Genomic DNA, 19,046 nt, shown 5'->3' with positions numbered 1-19,046 from the left:
CTAATCACCTATTTTCAATATAACTAATCTAATAATTCCAGCGAAATTTGGTCTGTATTATATTGTGAATGGCGTAGAATATTATACTTTAGATTTTGGATTTAAATGTAAATAGAGAGAGGTTAGCTCCCTCTCTCTACATTGTTCGTAGTGGACTTATGCCCACCACATTTCAGTAATTTCTTCTTTAAATAAAGATTGCTTTAACAATGCAATCGCTTTTTTCAAGCCTTCATCCGTTGAAGCAAGCATATCTTCATGTTCGATTGAAAGAACATAATCGTATCCTACAGCTCTAAGCATGCTGATGATGTCTTTCCACATCTTCTCATCATGGCCATACCCAATCGATCTAAAAGTCCATGATCGATCAAGAATTTCACTGTAATGTTTCGTATCTAGAACACCATTTACATTAATATTAGCTTTATCTAAATACGTATCTTTCGCATGGAAATGGTAAATCGCTTTTTCTCTACCTAGCTTTTTAATCGCTTCGACTGGATCAATTCCTTGCCAAACGAGGTGACTAGGGTCGAAATTAGCTCCTATACTTGGCCCGACATGCTCTCTTAATTTCAACAACGTTTCGGGATTGTAGACGACAAATCCAGGGTGCATTTCGAAGGCAATTTGCTCTACTCCATGGCTTTTCGCAAAGCTTGCTTCTTCTTTCCAATAAGGAATGACGATATCATTCCATTGCCAATTTAGAACTTCCATATATTCAGGTGGCCACGAACACGTTACCCAGTTTGGGTATTGAGCGTTTATGCTATCACCAGGACAGCCAGTAAAACCATTAATAACAGGGATTTCAAGTCGCTCAGCTAGTAAAACGGTTTTTCGCCACGTATCATGTGCATCTACCGCCACCTTTTTATTGGGATGTAACGGATTTCCATGACAACTTAACCCACTGATCATTAATCCACGATTTTCTATTGCTTTCTGAAACGCTTTTAATTTATCTTTATTTTCTAGTAATTCATCAGGGTTACAATGAGCATTCCCTGGATAATTTCCCGTTCCGAGCTCGATTGCTTCTACACCCATATCACTTAACTTATCAAGCATTTCTTCAAACGGGAGGTTTTGATAGAGGACTGTAAAAACTCCTAGTTTCATGAGCGCACCTCCTGTTCTAGTTGAACTTTTACCCACTTTTGCTTATTATGACTTTCTAATATCGCATCTGTAATACACATAGATATATGTCCATCTTCAAATGTGGCGAAGTTTGCTTGATCTTGTAAAGGGTCTTTTCCTTCGTATATAAATGTGTAGAAATTTTTCATCATATTCTTTAATGCGTCAGGCCAACCCTCATTGTGTCCGCCTGGATGGTGGATGTGTCCTTTCGCTTCTTGTGCAAATAAGGCTGGGTCAGCTAGCATTACTTCGTTGGCTCGATCACGATGCCCGATCCATAATTTTTCTGGTTCCTCTTGATTCCAATAAGCTGAGCTTTGACTACCATTCACTTCAAAGCTTAATCGATTTTTACGACCTGCACTTACTTGAGAAACCGTAAACACTCCACTCGTTCCGTCATTAAAGCGTACAAGGACAGATGCATAGTCTTCTGTATTAATAGGAACATCTTCATATTGCCCTTCATCGGACGCATTTGCACCAAAGGTAGCTACGCCTCCATTTGATTTTTTTCGAACTGGAATGACTGTCGCTAAGTCAGCGAATACTTCAGTAATTTTTTTGCCAGTAACATATTGGACAGTGTCACACCAATGAGAGCCAATATCTGCGATCGCTCTTGATTTTCCCCCTACTTCAGGAGCTAGTCGCCAGTTAAAATCGGTTTCGTACAATAACCAATCTTGCAAATAACTACCATGAACGAGGTTTATTTTTCCAAGCTCATTATTAGATATCATCGTTTCAAGCTGCTTTAGCATCGGAAATTGACGGTAATTAAAGTTCACCCCGTGTACAACCCCATGCTTTTTCGCAAGCTCTAGTAATTCAGCTGATTCTTCACTTGAAATGGCTAGCGGCTTTTCAGATAAGACATGCTTGCCAGCTAATATAATCTCTTTATTAATTGAAAAATGAAGATGATTTGGCGTACAATTATGCACAACTTGAATGTCCTCATCTTGCAGCATTTTTTTGTAATCACCATATGCCTTTGGAATTCCAAGCTCAGCTGCTTTATGTTGGGCAGTCTCCAAACTGCTTTCTGCTAGTGCGACAACTTCAACAAATCCCAGTCTTCTAATAGCTTCAATATGGGTAGGTCCAATAAACCCTGTTCCAATGACACCAACTTTAATTTTATTCACGTTTACTCACCTATCCTTCTTCATTCGTATTTCTTATCGTTTAACTGCTCGTTTTCCGAATGCAACTGCTAGAATAATAATTAAACCACTAACGATCATTTGTTGACTGACATCTAATCCCATAATGATTAAACCGTTGTTAATCGTTCCAATTAAGATTGAACCGAAAATCGTTCCGACAACAGTACCGACTCCACCGAAGAGACTCGTTCCACCTAAAATAACGGCTGCAATAACAGATAGCTCTGCACCTTCACCAAAAGTAAAACGACCTGCTTCTAAACGACCCGCAAATAACATTCCGGCAAATCCAGCCATCATCCCTGATGAAACTAATGCAATCAGCTTCACGCGTGCTGTATTGATACCAGAAAAACGCGCTGCACTTTCATTACCACCTGTTGCTAATACTTGTCTTCCAAATGTTGTTTTTCTTAACACAATGTGACCGATGACAGCTACGATAATCGTCCAAATGAATAACATTGGAATAGGTCCAAGGTTCCCTGAACCGAATAAGAAAATGAATGTTTCATTTAAAATAGGGACTGGAGCTGTTCCTGTAATCCACATCGCTAACCCTTTGACAATTCCCATCATTCCAAGAGTTACTAAGAAAGAAGGAATTAACACTTTTGTTACAAGAAGACCGTTAATTAATCCAAGAAGTGCACCTGTTCCAATTCCTGCAATAATTCCTCCCATTACTCCAAATGACTGAATCGCTAATGCAGCTGTAAGTGAAGATAAGGCAGTGATTGAACCTACCGATAAATCAATTTCTCCAGTCGAAATAACAAAAGTTACAGCTACCGCCATAATCGAAATCATTGCTGTTTGTCTAACAATATTTAATAGGTTATTTACCGATAAAAATCCATAATCATAAAGCGTAATCGAAAAAATAATAAACACTCCGACGAATGCAAAATATACAATATAATTGCGCCAATCAAAAGTAGGTGCATTTGATGTCGATTTAATTACTTTGGATTGCATGCTCTAAGTCCTCCTCTGATACAATTTCAGCTCTTTGCAACTCACTCGTCACTTGGCCATTTTTTAATGTAATGATTCGATCTGACATTGCCATTAGTTCAGCAAGTTCAGAAGAAATTACAATAATTGATTTTCCTTGATCTGCTAATTGTCGTATAATTTCGATAATTTCAGATTTAGCACCGATGTCTACACCATTGGTCGGCTCATCTAGGATTAAAATATTAGGCTCATTGGCTAACCATTTGGCCAAAACTATTTTTTGTTGGTTTCCACCAGATAGAAGATTAGTAGCTTTGTAAATGCTATCTGTTTTTATATTTAACTTATCAACAAATCTTTCAGATAAACTCGTTACCTTGCTTTTGTTAATAAATCCAAATTTCGATACTCGTTTTAAAACTGGTAAGATCATATTTTCTTTCACTTCATGTCCAAGGACTAACCCTTGTACTCGCCTGTCTTCTGGTACTAAAGCGATTCCTGCTGCAATTGCATCTTGCGGGTTTTTAATTGTTATTCGTTCATTGTTAATAAGTATTTCTCCCTGTTTAGTCGGATCAATACCGAATAAAGTTCTAGCTAGTTCTGTTCGTCCACTTCCCATTAAACCTGCGATCCCAAGAATTTCACCTTGTTTTAGTTGAAAGGTTATTCCGTTCACTTTTGAACCTGAGTATAGATTTTTCACTTCTAAAACAGTTTTATCCTGTGTAATCTTACGAGGCTTCCATCGAAAACTATTTTCCATATTTTTCCCTACAATATGTTGAACGAGCATTTCCATCGTTAATTCTGACGTTGGACAAGTGATGACATTTTGTCCATCTCGTAATACGGTAATTTTGTCGGATACTCGAAAAATTTCATCCATCCGGTGAGAAATATAAATGATCGACATTCCTTCGCCTTTCAGCTTTTCAATTAGCTCAAACAATGTTTCGGTTTCATTTTTTGAAAGAGTGGTCGTCGGTTCATCCATAATTAAAAACTTCGCATTTTGCGCTAATGCTTTGGCGATTTCCGTCATCTGCCAGTAACCAACATTTAAGTTCTCAATCAATGTATTCGGGTTGATATCGACATTTAACTGTTTTAGTAACTCTTCTGTTTTCATATACATTGCTTTTTCATCTAATAATCTATTACTCTTTTTCACTTCTCGATTTAAAAAAATATTTTGTGAGACCGTTAATGATGGAATGACACTAAATTCTTGGAAGATCATTGCTACACCATTTTCTTGGGCATCTTGAGGCTTTTCAATCGTTACCTCTTTATCTTCAATTTCAATTCTTCCTTCGTCCATTTGATAGACTCCCGTTAATATTTTCATTAACGTCGATTTTCCTGCACCATTTCCGCCCATTAACGCGTGAACTTCACCTTTTTTTAATTCAAATTGAACGTCATCTAAAACGGTTATCCCGTTAAAAGATTTTGAAATTCCAGTCATTTTCAACGCCAGATTACTCATCTCATTCACCCTTTTTAAAAGAGAATAACTTAATGGAAGTAACCTCTCCAGGTTAGAACGTACCTAAATACGAACTTACTATTATGATTTAGAATTCATAAAATACTGAAGAGGTACCTCTATACTTTTAAGTCAGCCTTATAGTTTTATTTAAGGAGTTGTAACTTGTAATTTATTTACTTTCACCCATTGTCTGTTTTGCGCCGATTCTAAGATTGCATCACTGATGACACAAATTTGATAGCCGTCATCAAAATTAGGATAAACATTCGTATCCTCTGCAATCGCTTTTACAAAGTCATAGATTTCAATGATCTTCGTATCACCGTAGCCTATTCCTAGCGCTGGGATCGGCCATAATCCCTCTCCATATGGGTGAGCTGGTCCTGTGTACACCGTTCTAAATCCTCTGCGGTCGGCAGGATCATCGGCGAAGAACACTTGCAGTTCATCACTACGTTCATAGTTAAAGTAAAGAGATCCCTTTTCACCGTGGATTTCAAATGTTAGGAAGTTGTTACGTCCAAATGCATTTCGTGTTGCTTCAATACTACCAACGGCGCCGTTTTCAAATTTTAATAGTGTCATGATTTCATCATCAACATCTACAATGCCTTTAGGAACATCTGCACTAGACTTGACCGTTCCTAATTTATCGACACCACCAGTTTGAATTGGTCTTTCTTTTACCCATGTTTGTGTTTCAGCCATAACTTCAGTAATTTCACCTACTAAATATCTAGCAAAGTCGACAACATGTGTACCGATATCTCCTAATGCACCCGAACCTGCAATGTCTTTTTGGAATCTCCATGAAAGCGGTGAGTTAGGGTCAGCAGACCAATCTTGAAGATACGTTCCACGGAAGTTTAATACTTTTCCAATTGCGCCTTCTTCAATATATTTTTTAGCCAGAGCAACCGCTGGTGTTCTACGGTAGTTAAAAGCAACCATATGCTTAACACCCGCTTCATTAACTGCATCTAACATCGTCTTCGCTTCAGCAGCCGTACGTGCTAATGGTTTTTCAGAAATAATATGCTTCCCAGCTTTCGCCGCAGCAATCGCGATTTCAGCATGCGAGTCGTTTGGTGTTACAATGTCAACGATATCGATTTCAGGATTGTTAATAATATCCATCCAATTCCCTGTATACTGATCGTAACCTAGTCGAGCTGCTGCATCTTTTGCTAAATCTTCTGTGATATCAGCAACCATTTTACGGTGTGGGAGTGCTGGTGCTGGCCAAAAATACATTGGCATTCCTGCAATTGCTAGTGAGTGAGCTTTTGCCATAAATCCTGCACCGATTAGACCTACGTTTAATTTTTTCATAACATTACATCTCCTTTAAAATTATTTGTTGTTAAATGCATTTTGAACTTCTTGTGGCGCTTCTGTTTGATACACCATTTCCCATGCTTTAAGAATGTTTTCTTGAGTTACCGTTAAAGCCGGTACAGCTACATATGATGGAGTTTCTTTCCCTAAAAGAGCGTATCCAGCTAAAATCGCTTCGGCTACTCCTTGGTCATACGGCAGCTGTGCCCCTAACCCTTTAATAGAGCCGCCTTTAGCAATGTTCAGTGCTACATTTGTACCTAAATCAATTGTCGTAATAACTAAATCTTCTCTACCAGCCGTACGAGCTGCCGCTAAAATACCTTCAGATGGAACATCCCATACACCGAAAATACCGTCTAAATCAGGATTTGTTGTTAACATCGCGGAAGCAACTTTTAAACCATCGTCTGGTCCCATAATTCCACCACGAGCTACAATTTCGATATTTGGATATTTTTCTTGAATTGTTGCTTCAAAAGCTTCTACACGTTGTTTCGTTACGAAAAAGTCCGCATCATGATAAATGACACCGATTTTCCCTTCTCCACCAAGTTGTTCAGCCATAATTTCTGCAGCCGCAATCCCGTTACCATAGTTATCAGCAGAAACGACACTTACGTAATCTTCGCCGTGAGCTAAGTTATTTGGTACATTATCCATAAAAACTAACTTAGCCCCTTGTTCTGCTGCACGTTTAAAAGCAGATGCCGTTGAAACAGGGTCTGTCGGAATACTAATGATAATATCCGGGTTTCTTGCTAAAACTGTTTCTAGATCGGAAACTTGCTTTTCAGCACTGAATTGGGCGTCGGTTACGGCAATTACTTCAATTCCCATTTTTTCAAACGTTGCTTCTAAGCCGTTAATTTGAGCATTTGACCAATCATTTCCTGCATAGTGCATAACTAAGGCTGCTTTGTAATTTCCTTCTCTGATTTTTTCAATATCTTCGACTGATAATTCCAACGTACTTGCTGAAATCGCTGTCTCCCCATAAGGACCTTTACTCATGATTTCAGCGTCTGCATCAATGTTAGGGTTAATTGCAATTGGCTCTATTACACTGCTTTCATTTTCAGAGCTTGCTTCAGTTGTTTCACTTTCTGTTTGGTTTGCATTGCTTTCTGATTGAGTTGAACTGCTGTCAGAGTTGCATGCTGATAAAATTAACATTCCACTTAGTAATGTTGTAGCAAGTACCTTTTTAGATAATTTTTTCACAGGAAAATCCCCCTAAGCTATTATTGTTTATTTGTAATTTTTTATTAAATAATCGTAACTCATTTGGGCACCAAGTTTAGGATCTGGATAGCTATCTAACTCTACAGTGACCCATCCATCATATTGAATGGATTGTAATGCTTCGATAATCCCTGCTAAGTTTTGCTTCCCTTTACCTAAAGGAAGGAATTCGCCATCTTGTAAATCTTTTAAATGCACATATTTGATTCGATCTTGATATTTTGTAATAAACTCAATCGGGTCGCCGCCACCTGCTTCGATATGTGCCGTGTCAGGACAAAAGTTGATCGAAGTATATTGAGCGATTTTATCGACTTGTTCAGGTGTTTCACCTAATGAACCTAAATGTGGATGGTAGCTTGCAACTAATCCGTTTTCTTCTGCAATTGCAATGACTTTATTTAACGCTTGACCGAGCTTTTCGTAATCACTTTCTAAAATGCCCGTGCTACGGATGGCTCCGCCTCCAATCACTAAATGTTCTGCGCCAAATTCCGCTGCAAGCTTAGCTGCTTTTTCAATTTTTGCTAATTCTTCGTCTAGTATTTCATCAAAGATAAAATTACCACCAGAATATACACCTATTAAACTTAATTTTAAAGAGTCCATTAAAGCCTTAATTTCTTCTTTTTTGTCTGCAAATTGCATTAAGTTCCCGTCAAATAGTTCAAAACCTTGGTAGCCTGCACTAGCAATGTCAGTTAGTGCTTCTTCTGTAGATCCATTTGCTAGATAATAACTATCTTTAATCGATGTAACTCCTGCAGGGTGTCCAACAACTCCACCCCATGTATTTGTTTGGTATCCTAGTTTCATATTTTATCCTCCATTGCTTGTAAAGTGATTATTTCCATCCTTCATATGAGCAGTCTTGAAGTCCATCCTCACCCCCTTAAAGGAATGTAAAATACTGTAATCGATTACATGATTACCATTAAAATATTGATAATTTTTATCATACAGCTTAAAACTTAACTATTTTTTTGTAATCGATTACATTCAAGTAAAAAATTTTATTTTCAGAGCTTTTTTATACATGAACTTCGAATGACAAGCTGATCTTCTAAAATATATTGACTTCTATTCACTTTTTTATTGTTCATCAAATTAATGAGTAACTCCATCGCTATGTTCCCGATCTCAAAAGCTGGCTGTGCAACGGTAGTGAGTGTTGGTTCGAAAATGGACGAAAACTTTATATCATCAAAGCCAATCACAGATATATCATCAGGAACTCTTAATTTTTTAGACTTTATTGCATTGATTGCGCCAAAAGCCATTTCATCGTTAGCCGCGAATACCGCTGTTGGAAGTTGATTAAGAGCTAACAGCTTATTCATTACATTCAGTCCACTTTCATAAGTGAAATCTCCTTCTTGAATTAACACTGGATCGACTTTTATGTCATACTGAGCCATCGCCTGATAAAACCCCTTTAATCGATCTTGTCCTAGTACACTATTAAGTGGTCCTGAAATAAAGCCAATTCTCGTATGTTCTAATTGAATAAGATATTCAGTTGCTTTTCTCGCTGCACTGATATTATCAATAGAAACCGTTGGGATATTGGAACCTTCAATGTATTCACATGCTAGAACGACCGGATAATTATTAGCTATTTCCTCTATTAGCTGAGAATTCACTTTCGCTGTTAAAAAAACCATGCCGTCTGCTTGTTTCTGACGAAGTATGTTCAAATAACCACTTTGCCACTCCACATCACTGCTCGTATTTCCTAAGAGAACTTGGTAGCCATTTGCGACCGCCATATGCTCTATTCCTCTTAAAACTTTCGTGAAAAATGGGTTTGAAATATCAGGAACAACGACGATCACCGTTTTTGTTTCTAGTCTTCTTAACTGCCTTGCTAAAATATTTGGCTGATAATCTAGTTCTTTTATTACTTTCAAAACTTTTTCCATCGTTTCTTCCTTCACAGTGTGAGGCTTGCTTAAAACTCTTGAGACTGTAGCGGTAGAAACATTAGCCATATTCGCAACATCTTTGATCCTTACCATCCTAGGACTCTCTTTTCTTTTTTTTATTTCTTAATAGGATTGTAATCGTTTACAGACAGTATGTCGAACAAGCCATAGACACTATTTTAATCCGTTCGGAAGCGCTTACTTATCAATCAGACAATAAATTTATCCGTTTAGACAATAAAATCACAAATTTCAAGAAATTTTAAATGACACTGGTGATTTAATCATTCTGGAATAGCTTCAAAAAAATGGTTCTAACAAGTAGTTAAGTTCAAAATCTATGACTTGGAACGCCCATATAAAAAAGACGTGCCTCAATGAGCACGCCTCAATATTGACGAAGTTATAAATATCACTTGTAATTCAGCTTTGTTTTTAACTGTCGTAATTCTCCTATTTTACGCTTTGAAATTTTTGCTGTTTCGCTGTAGTTTTTAAAATGAGCCTTATACATTTGACCGACCGCTTCTACTTTTGATAAATGATCAAGATTAATAATATATGACCGATGAGATACCATAAAACGAGTATCTAGCTTATTTTCATAACTCGTTAAAGGCTCGTTTGTTTCAAATTTATCGTCCTTCGTATGAATAACAGACTTACGATCTAATTTTTCAATAAATAAAATTTCTTCAGGTGGAAGAAAAGTAATCTGATTGTTTCTTTTAATCATGATCTCTTTATTCATTTGTTCTTTTTCAGGTGTTAAACCGCTTTGCTTTAACCTTTTTTCAACTTTCTCAAGTGCATTGTACAGTCTTTGCCTATCAATCGGTTTTATAATATAATCGACAGCGCTTACATCAAAAGCAGCTAAAGCATATTGATCGTGCCCGGTTGTAAATATGACCTCAAGAGAAGGGAGGAGGTTTTTGCACGATTTAATCGCTTCCATTCCATCCAATAAAGGCATTTCAATATCTACTATAGCAATGTCTGGCTTTTCATCCATAACACAACGGATCAACTCTTCACCATTGGTAGCTTCACCAACAATTTGAAATTGGGGCAGGTTTTCAATAAAATACTTTAATAATTTTCTAGATGCTCTATCATCCTCGGCAATTAATACATTCATTCATCTGTCCCCCCTTAAGATTTCTTATTTTAAAATTATTCAAATGAATACCATTAAAATAACTTGGTGTAAAGATAGGAAAAAGGAAACGTATCCATTTTATGAGGCTTGTTATTTTAAAGCAGATATAATGCTTACGGGTGCGTCTTGGTTATACACGAGTTTCCAGGCGTCAAGGAGGTTTTCCTTCTTTACTTTTAATGATGGAACGGCAACATAGGACGGTGTCTGTTTTCCAAGTAACGAATATCCTGCTAGTATCGCTTCAGCTACTCCTTGTTGGTACGGGAGCTGGGCACCTAAACCCTTGATGAGTCCATCTTTAGCCATTTCTATAGCCACATTTAGGCCCAAATCGATAGTTGTAATTACGAAATCATTTTTTCCTGCAGCGCGGACCGCCTTCAAAGCTCCTTCTGCCGGTACATCCCATACGACAAACATTCCATTCAAATCCTGATGCTTAGTAATCATATCTTTCGCTACTTTTTCTCCCTCACTTGGATTTGTAATACCGCCGCGTGTAACTATTTTAATATCAGGATAATTTTCTTCTATCGTTTTAGAAAATGCTTCCGTTCTTTGTTTAGTGGCAAAGAAATCTGCGTCATAGTAAATAATACCAATTTTTCCTTTCCTATTTAATTTTTCTGCCATAATGTGTGCTGAATTAATTCCATTTCCATAGTTGTCAGCAGAAACGATACTTACATAATCTTTCCCGTGCTTTAGACTCATTGGTACATTATCCATAAATACGAGCTTTACTCCTGCTTGAGCTGCTTTTTTATACGATCCTGCTGTCAAGATCGGATCAACTGGAATACTCACAATGATATCTGGCTTTTCAGCTAAAATAGTTTCGATATCACCTACTTGCTTCTCCCAATTAAATTGAGCATTTGTTACAGCAACTACATCTATAGCCATTTTCGCAAAGGTCGATTTTAACCCTGCGATTTGTGACCTTGACCAATCATTTTCAACATAATGCATAGAAATAGCCGCTTTATATTTCTTTTCCTTGAGCTTTTTCAATTCTCTTAACGATAACTGAAGTGTTTTAGCAGAGACCGCTTCTTCTTCATTCGGACCTGTACTTAATATTTTACGATCAGGAATGTTTTGTTGGAATGTATTATTTACAGTCTCGCTAATAGTTTCCAAAAACTCTCTCACATTTATTGGTTTGGATAAATAATTATCAAAACCTTTACCCAAAGTATATTGAATGTCTTGTGGCATCGCATTTGCACTAACAGCGATAATTGCAATGTCTCTCGTTAATACATCTGTTTTTAATGAATTAAACACTTCGTACCCATCAATATCAGGGAGATTAATATCAAGCAAAATCAAATCAATATCTTCTTTAGCTGCTATTTTTAATCCTTCTTGTCCAGTGCGTGCGGTTAAAAGTGTATAAGATGGATGTGATTTAATAATATTTTTTACTAGATGTAAATTGGACTCATTATCTTCAATATAAAGCAAACGGTAATTTTCTACCTTCCTAACACTTTTCGTAGAAAGCTCTACCTGATCGTCCCAGCGCATTACCGGTTTTAAATCGATAGGCAATGGTAAGCTAAAGAAAAAATCACTACCTTCTCCGATTCTACTTTTTACACTAATTTTACCACCCATTAGTTGTACGAGCTGTTTTACTAAAGATAAACCAATGCCTGTCCCTTTTTCTTTTGTACCTTCAATTCGATAAAAGGGCACAAAGACTTTTTGGTATTCTTCAACTAACAGCCCTACACCCGTATCCATAATATGAACAACTTGTTCGTCTCCTTCTAGATGACTTAAAATTGTCACTTTACCATTATCATAATTATATTTAATCGCATTATCTAGGAGGTTAAGTAGGATTTGTTTTAGGCGCAATGGATCAGCAAGAACGGTGATGTTTTCCGATTCATTCACTCGATTATAAATATTGATATTCTTTTGTTTAGCTAATGGACTAACGATATTAATACAATCATTGATTACTGTTCCAAGGTTAACCTCATCAATAGAAACTTTTAATTTGCCAGTTTCTATCCGGGATAAATCTAAAATTTCATTTATTAGCTCTAGTAAGTGACTGCCACCATTTAATATTTCCTGAACAAAATCGCGCTGTTGTTCATTTAATGTTTCGTCAAGTTCTAAAAGCTGAGCAAAGCCAAGAATTCCATTCAGCGGAGTCCGGAGTTCATGACTCATTTTTGAAAGAAATTCTGATTTAGCCAAATTCGCTTTTTCCGCTTCTTCTTTCGATTTAATAATAGCATCCTCCATTTTTTTCCTGTCTGAAATATCAGAAATACTAACAAGTGCTGCCTGGTCACCACTTTCTTCCATACTAAGTGGTGTTGAATTAATTGAAAGCCATTTAATATCATTATTTTCAATTTTTATGCCCAAGATAAAATTTTGAAAAGGAATGCTCTTCTCGACTGTGATGGCCCAAGGTAATTCAGAGTAAAGTAACGGGGAGCCGTCCTCTTGTATATATTCCAACTCCATTAAACTAGATGCAGTAGCTGTTTTAATACCAAGTACTTTTTCAACATTTTCATTCAGGGGAACAATTTCACCTGTTTGTTTAAGTATAAACACACACTCTGACATGGTCCGAAGAACTTCTTTATATAAATTTTCATTACTCGTAATGTTTATATTTGAAGTAGACATAGGTTCGTGCATTATTCCCTCCTATTTAGGACATTACTACTTAAAATTTCTTTCATTTATATAAATCGTACTATATTTGTATCTATTATATCCATATCTTCATACATAGTCTAAATTCGTTTATAGATGAACATAACAGTAATTAACCATTGAAGTTATCCCCTTTTATTTTCCTTATCTATATCAGGGAGAATTCTTTGCATTACTTGTTTTAAATAACAGATTATTTCGAAATTTCCTGGGGAAGCGCAAAAACTGACAACTTACTCCATCAAAGGAAAATTTTCGATAAAAAACCATAAAAGGAAGTACTTTAGTATGTTAATACACTCCGCTAACTAAATTCCTCAAAAAGAATTAAAAAAAACAAAGCGAAACAAGCTCCAATGCTGTTCACTTTGTTCTTTTTATCTATATTATATTTACAATAGTTCTGCAATTTCCTCAGCAGTATCCTTGCCATTCTTAATACAAGCACCTATACCTACTCCGTAATAGGAACAGCCAGCTAGAACGACATTAGGGTGAATGGATGATAAATGTTGTGTTAGCGATTGAACGGCTTGATTATGCGCTAAATGGTAGTTGGGCATTAGATTATCCCAGTTAGTCACCTCGACTGCTGTTGGTTGACCTTTAATTCCAAGAGCTTCTTCAATATCGTTTAAAGCTACTTGAATGCGTTCGTTTTCACTCATTTGCTTTAAAGCTGAGTATTTAGGATTCGAACTTTTATAGAATAGTCGAATTAAAAGGTTCTCATTTTTGGATGTGTGTTTCCATTTCCTGCTTGTCCACGTACATGCATCACAGTTTAACTTACTTTTGTCAGATACGATAAACCCCGTACCATCTGCCGGTAATTCTTCATCAGCAATATTAAAGCCAAGGTAAATACTAATTAGAGATGAGTTTTTTAATTGGTTAAAATACGGATCTAATTCCTCTTGATTTAATAAGGTTTGTGCCACATCATGTGGTGTCGTAACAATAACATAATCCGCATCCATTTTTTCACCGGTTGATAATGAAATTTCATATTTTTCATTGTTTTTTGTAATAGATGTTGTTGTAACCCCTTTTAAAATCGAACAATTATCAAGTTCAACTTCTAATTGATCTATTAATGTTGAAAGCCCATTAGTAAACGAGATAAATTTTTTGTTTGCCGTAGCCTGAAAGCGCTCTTTATTTGCTTCTAAGCCTTTAATTATACTACCGTATTGATTTTTGTACTCAAGCAAGTATGGTAATGTAGAAGCTAGCGTTAATTCTTCTAATTTTCCTGAATAAACTCCTGATAAAACTGGTGCAATCTGTTTTTCTACTAGTTCTTTTCCTAAAAAGTATTCTAAAAATGAGCCAATCGAGCTTTCTTTTGTGAATTTATCATTTTTCATCTCAAGGTCTTTAAGTGCAGCAGTTTTCCCCTCCGCTGAAATTAATGTACTGCTAAATAAAGATTCGACGCTCATTGGGATACCAAATACTGTATCTGCAGGTATCGGGTGTAATTCTTCGTTCGTATAAATATATGAAATCCCAGTTGAATTATAAACCATCTGATCTTCTAATTTTATATCGCTGATAAGCGGCATAACACTTTCATGTCGTGCAACAATAGAATCTGCCCCTGATTCTATAATAAATTCGTCTTGATGGAAGGTTTGTATTTTTCCACCTAACTCCTGATTTTTTTCTATTAAAACCAATTTTACATCTAGCTTTTTATCTTTTATAATTTTTTGCAAATAATGCATCGTCGTTAAGCCTGTAATTCCTCCACCAATAACAACAACTGTTTTCAGTGTTCTCACTCCTAATCCAATTTGTTCTAAATTTGCTTGTACCATGAAAAAACAATAATTTTTATTTTGTCGTTCTGTATACGTTTTATTTTATTTAAGGCTCTTTTCTCAAAGATTGTTGCTTTTAGCTTTTGGACCGTAAGCCAAGCGGATGCTTGGCTTACGGTCCAAAAGCAACAAAGTCTACGGAAACAGCCTTATTTAAAAATCTTAACATAATTTTTCTTTATACTTTACCATTTTGAGAAAATGTCATTTTTCATACATTTTTTCTTTATGTATATGATCGTTTATATTCAAAGAAACCTTCTGACAATTCCTTTGTTTCAAAACTATTTTGCTATATTTAAGTAAGCGTTTAGCTAATATCGTCGTTGCCTATAACTTCGATCAACAACCTGTGACTGTAGCTGACCTTGGTGTTGAAGGAGCCCTGACCCTTTTATTAAAAAATGCCCTCAAGCCAAACCTTGTTCAAACGCTAGAGCATACACCAGCTTTAATCCATGGTGGCCCATTTGCGAATATTGCCCATGGATGTAATAGCGTAATCGCGACTAAAATGGCTCAAAAGTTAAGTGATATCGTAGTAACTGAAGCTGGGTTTGGGGCTGATTTAGGAGCGGAAAAGTTTTTGAACATTAAAGCTCGCTTTGCTGACATTCACCCAGAAGTCGTCGTTATCGTTGCAACGATCCGGGCGTTGAAAATGCACGGTGGGATGTCGAAACAAGAGTTACAAAATGAAAATGTTGACGCGTTACGCACAGGACTATCAAATCTACAAAAACATATTAAAACGATTCAAGCATTTAAATTACCATTTGTCGTTGCAATTAACGTCGAGTTTTCAGATGAGGCACAAAAACAAATTACGCAGTTTGATGCGCTAGGTTGGGGTCATTTACCAATTTGTATAGCTAAATCGCCAGTTTCGTTGTCTGATGACCCAACAAAGCTCGGCAGACCAACTGGGTTTACTATTAAGATTCGTGAATTCAAGCCATCAATAGGTGCTGGCTTTCTAGTTGCACTCTCAGGAAATATTATGACGATGCCAGGCCTGCCGAAAAAACCTGCAGCCCTAAAAATGGACGTCGACTAAGATGGACGTGCACTCGGACTTTTCTAATAAAGTGTGAAAAAATCTAAATATGTAAAGCGGAGTAGCCTTTTAAAGAATGCTCCGCTTTGTTTCCGCAAGTCTTCTATACTTAATCCGTTTCTTTTCGTCTAATTTGCCTTTGAAAATAAATGAAGATCGGGAGTGGGATCAAAATCCAACCTAAGCTTTTTATTAAATTATTAATGGCTAAATCTTTCGCATTTTGTCTCTGTTGTTCTCTAGCTTTTTCTTGTCTTTCTTCGCGCTCTTCTGGACTGATGGTGCTTTCACTTCCATGTTCCTTTTCATACATTTGCTCCTCATAGTAATAATCATAATGATAGGTAGGAGGAACAACAAAATCAGCTATTGCCATAAAAGCTGCAACACTTCCACCAATGACCATCATCAAAGTTACAAATGAAATGAGATAGTAATACGTCTTTTTAATAAGATAATCTTTCATTTCTCCTTGCCCCCCGCCTTTTGGATTTCGAGACCCTATTAACCCTGCTAATAAAAAAATAAAAACGCCAAAAATTATGACCATTGTAAATATACTTAAAACCATCAAATCCCTCCTCTCTTCCTCAACTATATTTTATTCGCCTAATATCACTTAATTACCTGTCTCCTATTCTTCAGCATGGTCTTAGCGCCAGTTAAACGGGATAAACTTAATTACATCCCTTTCGCGGACAACCATTACACATGTCTCCATCTTTAGAAAGCGCATAATAAAAGCAACATGTCTTCCTAACCCGTACCTGTTTTCCATCGAGATTCGTCTTCTCGCAGTAAAAAGCTCTGATTGGATTCTCGTTTAAGCTTTTAAATATAGACGCCTGTGCTTCATATAGTAAAAATTCAAAATCAACTTTGATTGCATCTCGAAGCTCTGACGGTATGTCAGTCCTTTGTAGCAAAGATTCAAAAATCCAGAATGTATAGACCGCTGTATTTTCCCACAAGATCGGTTTTGGAATTTTACAAACCTCAGATAATTCATTCCAAAGTGGACTTAAATGGTTGACGAAAATCGATTCAATGAGTTGATTTCTACTACACTCACGTTCCTCTGTCGTATCAGGCGTATATGCCCTTTGATCTTTTAAGTAAATCCGTGGTAACCACCTTTCACTTGAAGCAGAAGACATTAGGTATAAGTTATTCACCGACATATTTAATTGTTTATTTAACATATATAACGAATAAAAGGCTGGGACCACTATTAAGTAGCTATATCGCTTTGAAAATGCAGAAGCTGCTACTTTAAGGTCAGGAGCTTGGAGTTCTTTTTGTACCATATTTAGATAATTTGCCAGTTGATCTCTGTCAAACATATCCACAACAGGTATTGCTAAAGAAGAAGAGCCATTATCCCTTCCTTTGAAGTCCTCTCCTTTAAAACAAACACGATATTCTTCTAACTGTAACTTTTCATCTAATGTTATTGTAACTTCTCGCATATGTACCTCCAAAACGAAGCTTCCCTTTTTTGATTATCATTTAATAAGTCTATCTCATAAGATCAACTCGGTTTTCGTAATTTATAGTATAAATAGTATCTATATTGATAATCATTGTCAATAAGAAAAGCGGAAGCGCCCGTTCAGCGACGTATGGACTGGACTGAGCCGCAGAAGATAAAGGAAACACGGAGAAGCACTAGCGAGCCGATGTTGACTTATCGTACGGCGGTGAGGGAAGTCTCACTAGTCGCTGGGCGCTGCAGCTAGACATGAAAAGCGGAAGGTGTCTACTTATCGGCGACAAGCGCTGGAGGACCAGCAATTAGTGTCTTGACTTTTAGACACGTTTGATGGACCGAAGCGACATCGAGCCGATAACACCTGCAGCTAGACATCATCTGAAAAGTTTTTTATCTTCTAAAAAAGGGAATTCCTAATCAAAATAAAAGCTATTTTCACAAACTTTAGTATTTGATGACTGTCCATAACACCTATATTTTCACTACAAACCCCCCCTACTTTTTTTAGTAGGGAGGGAATATATTATTAAACTTATTCGGTTTCTTCTGTCCGATCGGTTGCAGGTGGTGGTGTGATCGATAAACTTGAAATTTCATCACGCCATTCCTGCGTCATTTTGATATCAAGAGCAGCTAATGAATATTCCAGCTGTTCTACATTTCTTGCCCCAATAATCGGAGCGGTTACAGCTGGATGTGCCATGACCCATGACACCGCTAAGGTAGCAGGATTGATCCCTTGTTCTTTTGCATACGTTGTAAATCGTTCTGCTACTTCAAAGTTCATCTGATCACTATAACGCTTTGTATACATTTCTTGTTCCACTAATCTCCCCTGCTTTGGCTTACTGTCGACACCATACTTTCCTGTTAGCAAGCCTCCACCTAACGGACTATATGTAATAACACCTAATTGTTCAGATTGAGCTAGTGGGAGTATTTCGACTTCAGATTGGCGTTTTACTAGATTATACATCGGTTGAATTAATTCAAATCTTGCAAGCTGTTCTTTTGCAGATACCCCAAGAGCTTTTGCGATTTGCCAAGCTGCCCAATTGCTTACTGCTGGGTAAAGGATTTTTCCTTGTGCTTGTAGGTCATCTAAGGCACGGAGCGTTTCCTCCATAGGTGTATGGGGGTCAAATTTATGTACAAAATAGAAATCAAGGCGGTCTGTTTTTAACCTTCTTAAAGTATTCTCAACCTCTAGCATTATGTGTCGACGAGATAGTCCTCTTGCATTTACATCGTCTCCTGTTGGAAAATACACTTTTGACGTAAGAACGATTTCATCTCGACAATCTGCAATACATTCTCCGAGAATTTCCTCAGCTAAACCGTTACTATACATATTTGCACAGTCATAAAAGTTAATTCCTGCTTCACGAGTACGTTTAAACATCGCCTTAGACGTTTCTTTATCCGCATTTCCACCAAAGGACATCGTGCCAAAACACATACTTGATACTTTAATTCCTGTTTTTCCTACTGTACGGTAATCCATCAAATCCCTCCATTTGTT

Annotated in this window: 14 protein-coding genes and 1 pseudogene; 1 reads left to right on the top strand and 14 read right to left on the bottom strand. The window is 36.8% G+C overall.

All coding sequences use genetic code 11. The annotated features are described in order from the left end of the window. Positions 1-156: 156 nt before the first annotated feature. The 11 genes from J0N78_RS00525 to J0N78_RS00475 form a co-directional block, all read right to left on the bottom strand. Positions 157-1,128, bottom strand: a complete 972-nt coding sequence (locus J0N78_RS00525; protein WP_209121056.1) for a sugar phosphate isomerase/epimerase family protein — start codon at positions 1,126-1,128, stop codon at positions 157-159. Beyond that, positions 1,125-2,303 carry a Gfo/Idh/MocA family protein gene (locus tag J0N78_RS00520; protein WP_209121055.1) on the bottom strand — a complete coding sequence of 393 codons (1,179 nt, stop codon included), beginning with the start codon at positions 2,301-2,303 and terminating at the stop codon, positions 1,125-1,127. Before J0N78_RS00520 ends, J0N78_RS00525 begins: the two co-directional genes overlap by 4 nt. A 33-nt stretch (positions 2,304-2,336) precedes the next feature. Next, complete coding sequence (locus tag J0N78_RS00515) at positions 2,337-3,302, bottom strand: ABC transporter permease (RefSeq protein WP_209121054.1); 966 nt, start codon at positions 3,300-3,302, stop codon at positions 2,337-2,339. Further along, a complete protein-coding gene (locus tag J0N78_RS00510) occupies positions 3,283-4,779 on the bottom strand; it encodes a sugar ABC transporter ATP-binding protein (protein WP_209121053.1) in 1,497 nt (498 codons plus the stop codon). The genes J0N78_RS00515 and J0N78_RS00510 overlap by 20 nt, the downstream gene beginning before the upstream one ends. Positions 4,780-4,929: 150 nt before the next feature. Then, entirely contained in the window at positions 4,930-6,114 is a 1,185-nt protein-coding gene (locus J0N78_RS00505; protein ID WP_209121052.1) for a levoglucosan dehydrogenase, read from the bottom strand. 21 nt (positions 6,115-6,135) lie between these two features. Then, positions 6,136-7,344, bottom strand: coding sequence for a substrate-binding domain-containing protein (locus J0N78_RS00500; RefSeq protein ID WP_307794872.1), 1,209 nt, complete (start codon positions 7,342-7,344; stop codon positions 6,136-6,138). Between the two features lie 27 nt (positions 7,345-7,371). Next, positions 7,372-8,181: a sugar phosphate isomerase/epimerase family protein gene (locus J0N78_RS00495; RefSeq protein WP_209121051.1), complete on the bottom strand. Its 810-nt coding sequence runs from the start codon at positions 8,179-8,181 to the stop codon at positions 7,372-7,374. Between the two features lie 203 nt (positions 8,182-8,384). Continuing rightward, complete coding sequence (locus J0N78_RS00490) at positions 8,385-9,383, bottom strand: LacI family DNA-binding transcriptional regulator (protein WP_209121050.1); 999 nt, start codon at positions 9,381-9,383, stop codon at positions 8,385-8,387. 319 nt (positions 9,384-9,702) lie between these two features. Then, positions 9,703-10,431 carry a LytR/AlgR family response regulator transcription factor gene (locus J0N78_RS00485; protein ID WP_209121049.1) on the bottom strand — a complete coding sequence of 243 codons (729 nt, stop codon included), beginning with the start codon at positions 10,429-10,431 and terminating at the stop codon, positions 9,703-9,705. A gap of 111 nt (positions 10,432-10,542) precedes the next feature. Further along, the gene (locus J0N78_RS00480; protein ID WP_209121048.1) at positions 10,543-13,131 is read right to left on the bottom strand and encodes a substrate-binding domain-containing protein; all 2,589 of its coding nucleotides are present in this window, start codon (positions 13,129-13,131) and stop codon (positions 10,543-10,545) included. A 410-nt stretch (positions 13,132-13,541) separates the two neighbouring features. Next, positions 13,542-14,927 carry a protoporphyrinogen oxidase gene (locus J0N78_RS00475; protein WP_209121384.1) on the bottom strand — a complete coding sequence of 462 codons (1,386 nt, stop codon included), beginning with the start codon at positions 14,925-14,927 and terminating at the stop codon, positions 13,542-13,544. A 322-nt stretch (positions 14,928-15,249) separates the two neighbouring features. Here J0N78_RS00475 and J0N78_RS00470 point away from each other — a divergent pair. Then, positions 15,250-16,032 (top strand): annotated as a pseudogene (locus tag J0N78_RS00470) (formate--tetrahydrofolate ligase); the annotation flags it as partial. Positions 16,033-16,141: 109 nt separating this feature from the next. Here J0N78_RS00470 and J0N78_RS00465 read toward each other — a convergent pair. The 3 genes from J0N78_RS00465 to J0N78_RS00455 form a co-directional block, all read right to left on the bottom strand. Beyond that, positions 16,142-16,603, bottom strand: a complete 462-nt coding sequence (locus J0N78_RS00465; RefSeq protein ID WP_247747037.1) for a hypothetical protein — start codon at positions 16,601-16,603, stop codon at positions 16,142-16,144. Between the two features lie 106 nt (positions 16,604-16,709). Further along, the gene (locus tag J0N78_RS00460; protein WP_209121381.1) at positions 16,710-17,501 is read right to left on the bottom strand and encodes an IucA/IucC family C-terminal-domain containing protein; all 792 of its coding nucleotides are present in this window, start codon (positions 17,499-17,501) and stop codon (positions 16,710-16,712) included. Between the two features lie 555 nt (positions 17,502-18,056). Next, positions 18,057-19,028, bottom strand: coding sequence for an aldo/keto reductase (locus J0N78_RS00455; RefSeq protein WP_209121047.1), 972 nt, complete (start codon positions 19,026-19,028; stop codon positions 18,057-18,059). Between the last annotated feature and the right edge of the window lie 18 nt (positions 19,029-19,046).

Origin of the sequence: Alkalihalobacillus sp. BA299 (assembly GCF_017745675.1) — a bacterium.
In the GTDB taxonomy this organism is placed as follows: Bacteria; Bacillota; Bacilli; order Bacillales; family Bacillaceae_F; genus Alkalihalobacterium.
The sequence above is the reverse complement of the archived record's forward strand: the minus strand, read 5'-3'. Positions and strand labels throughout refer to the sequence as shown.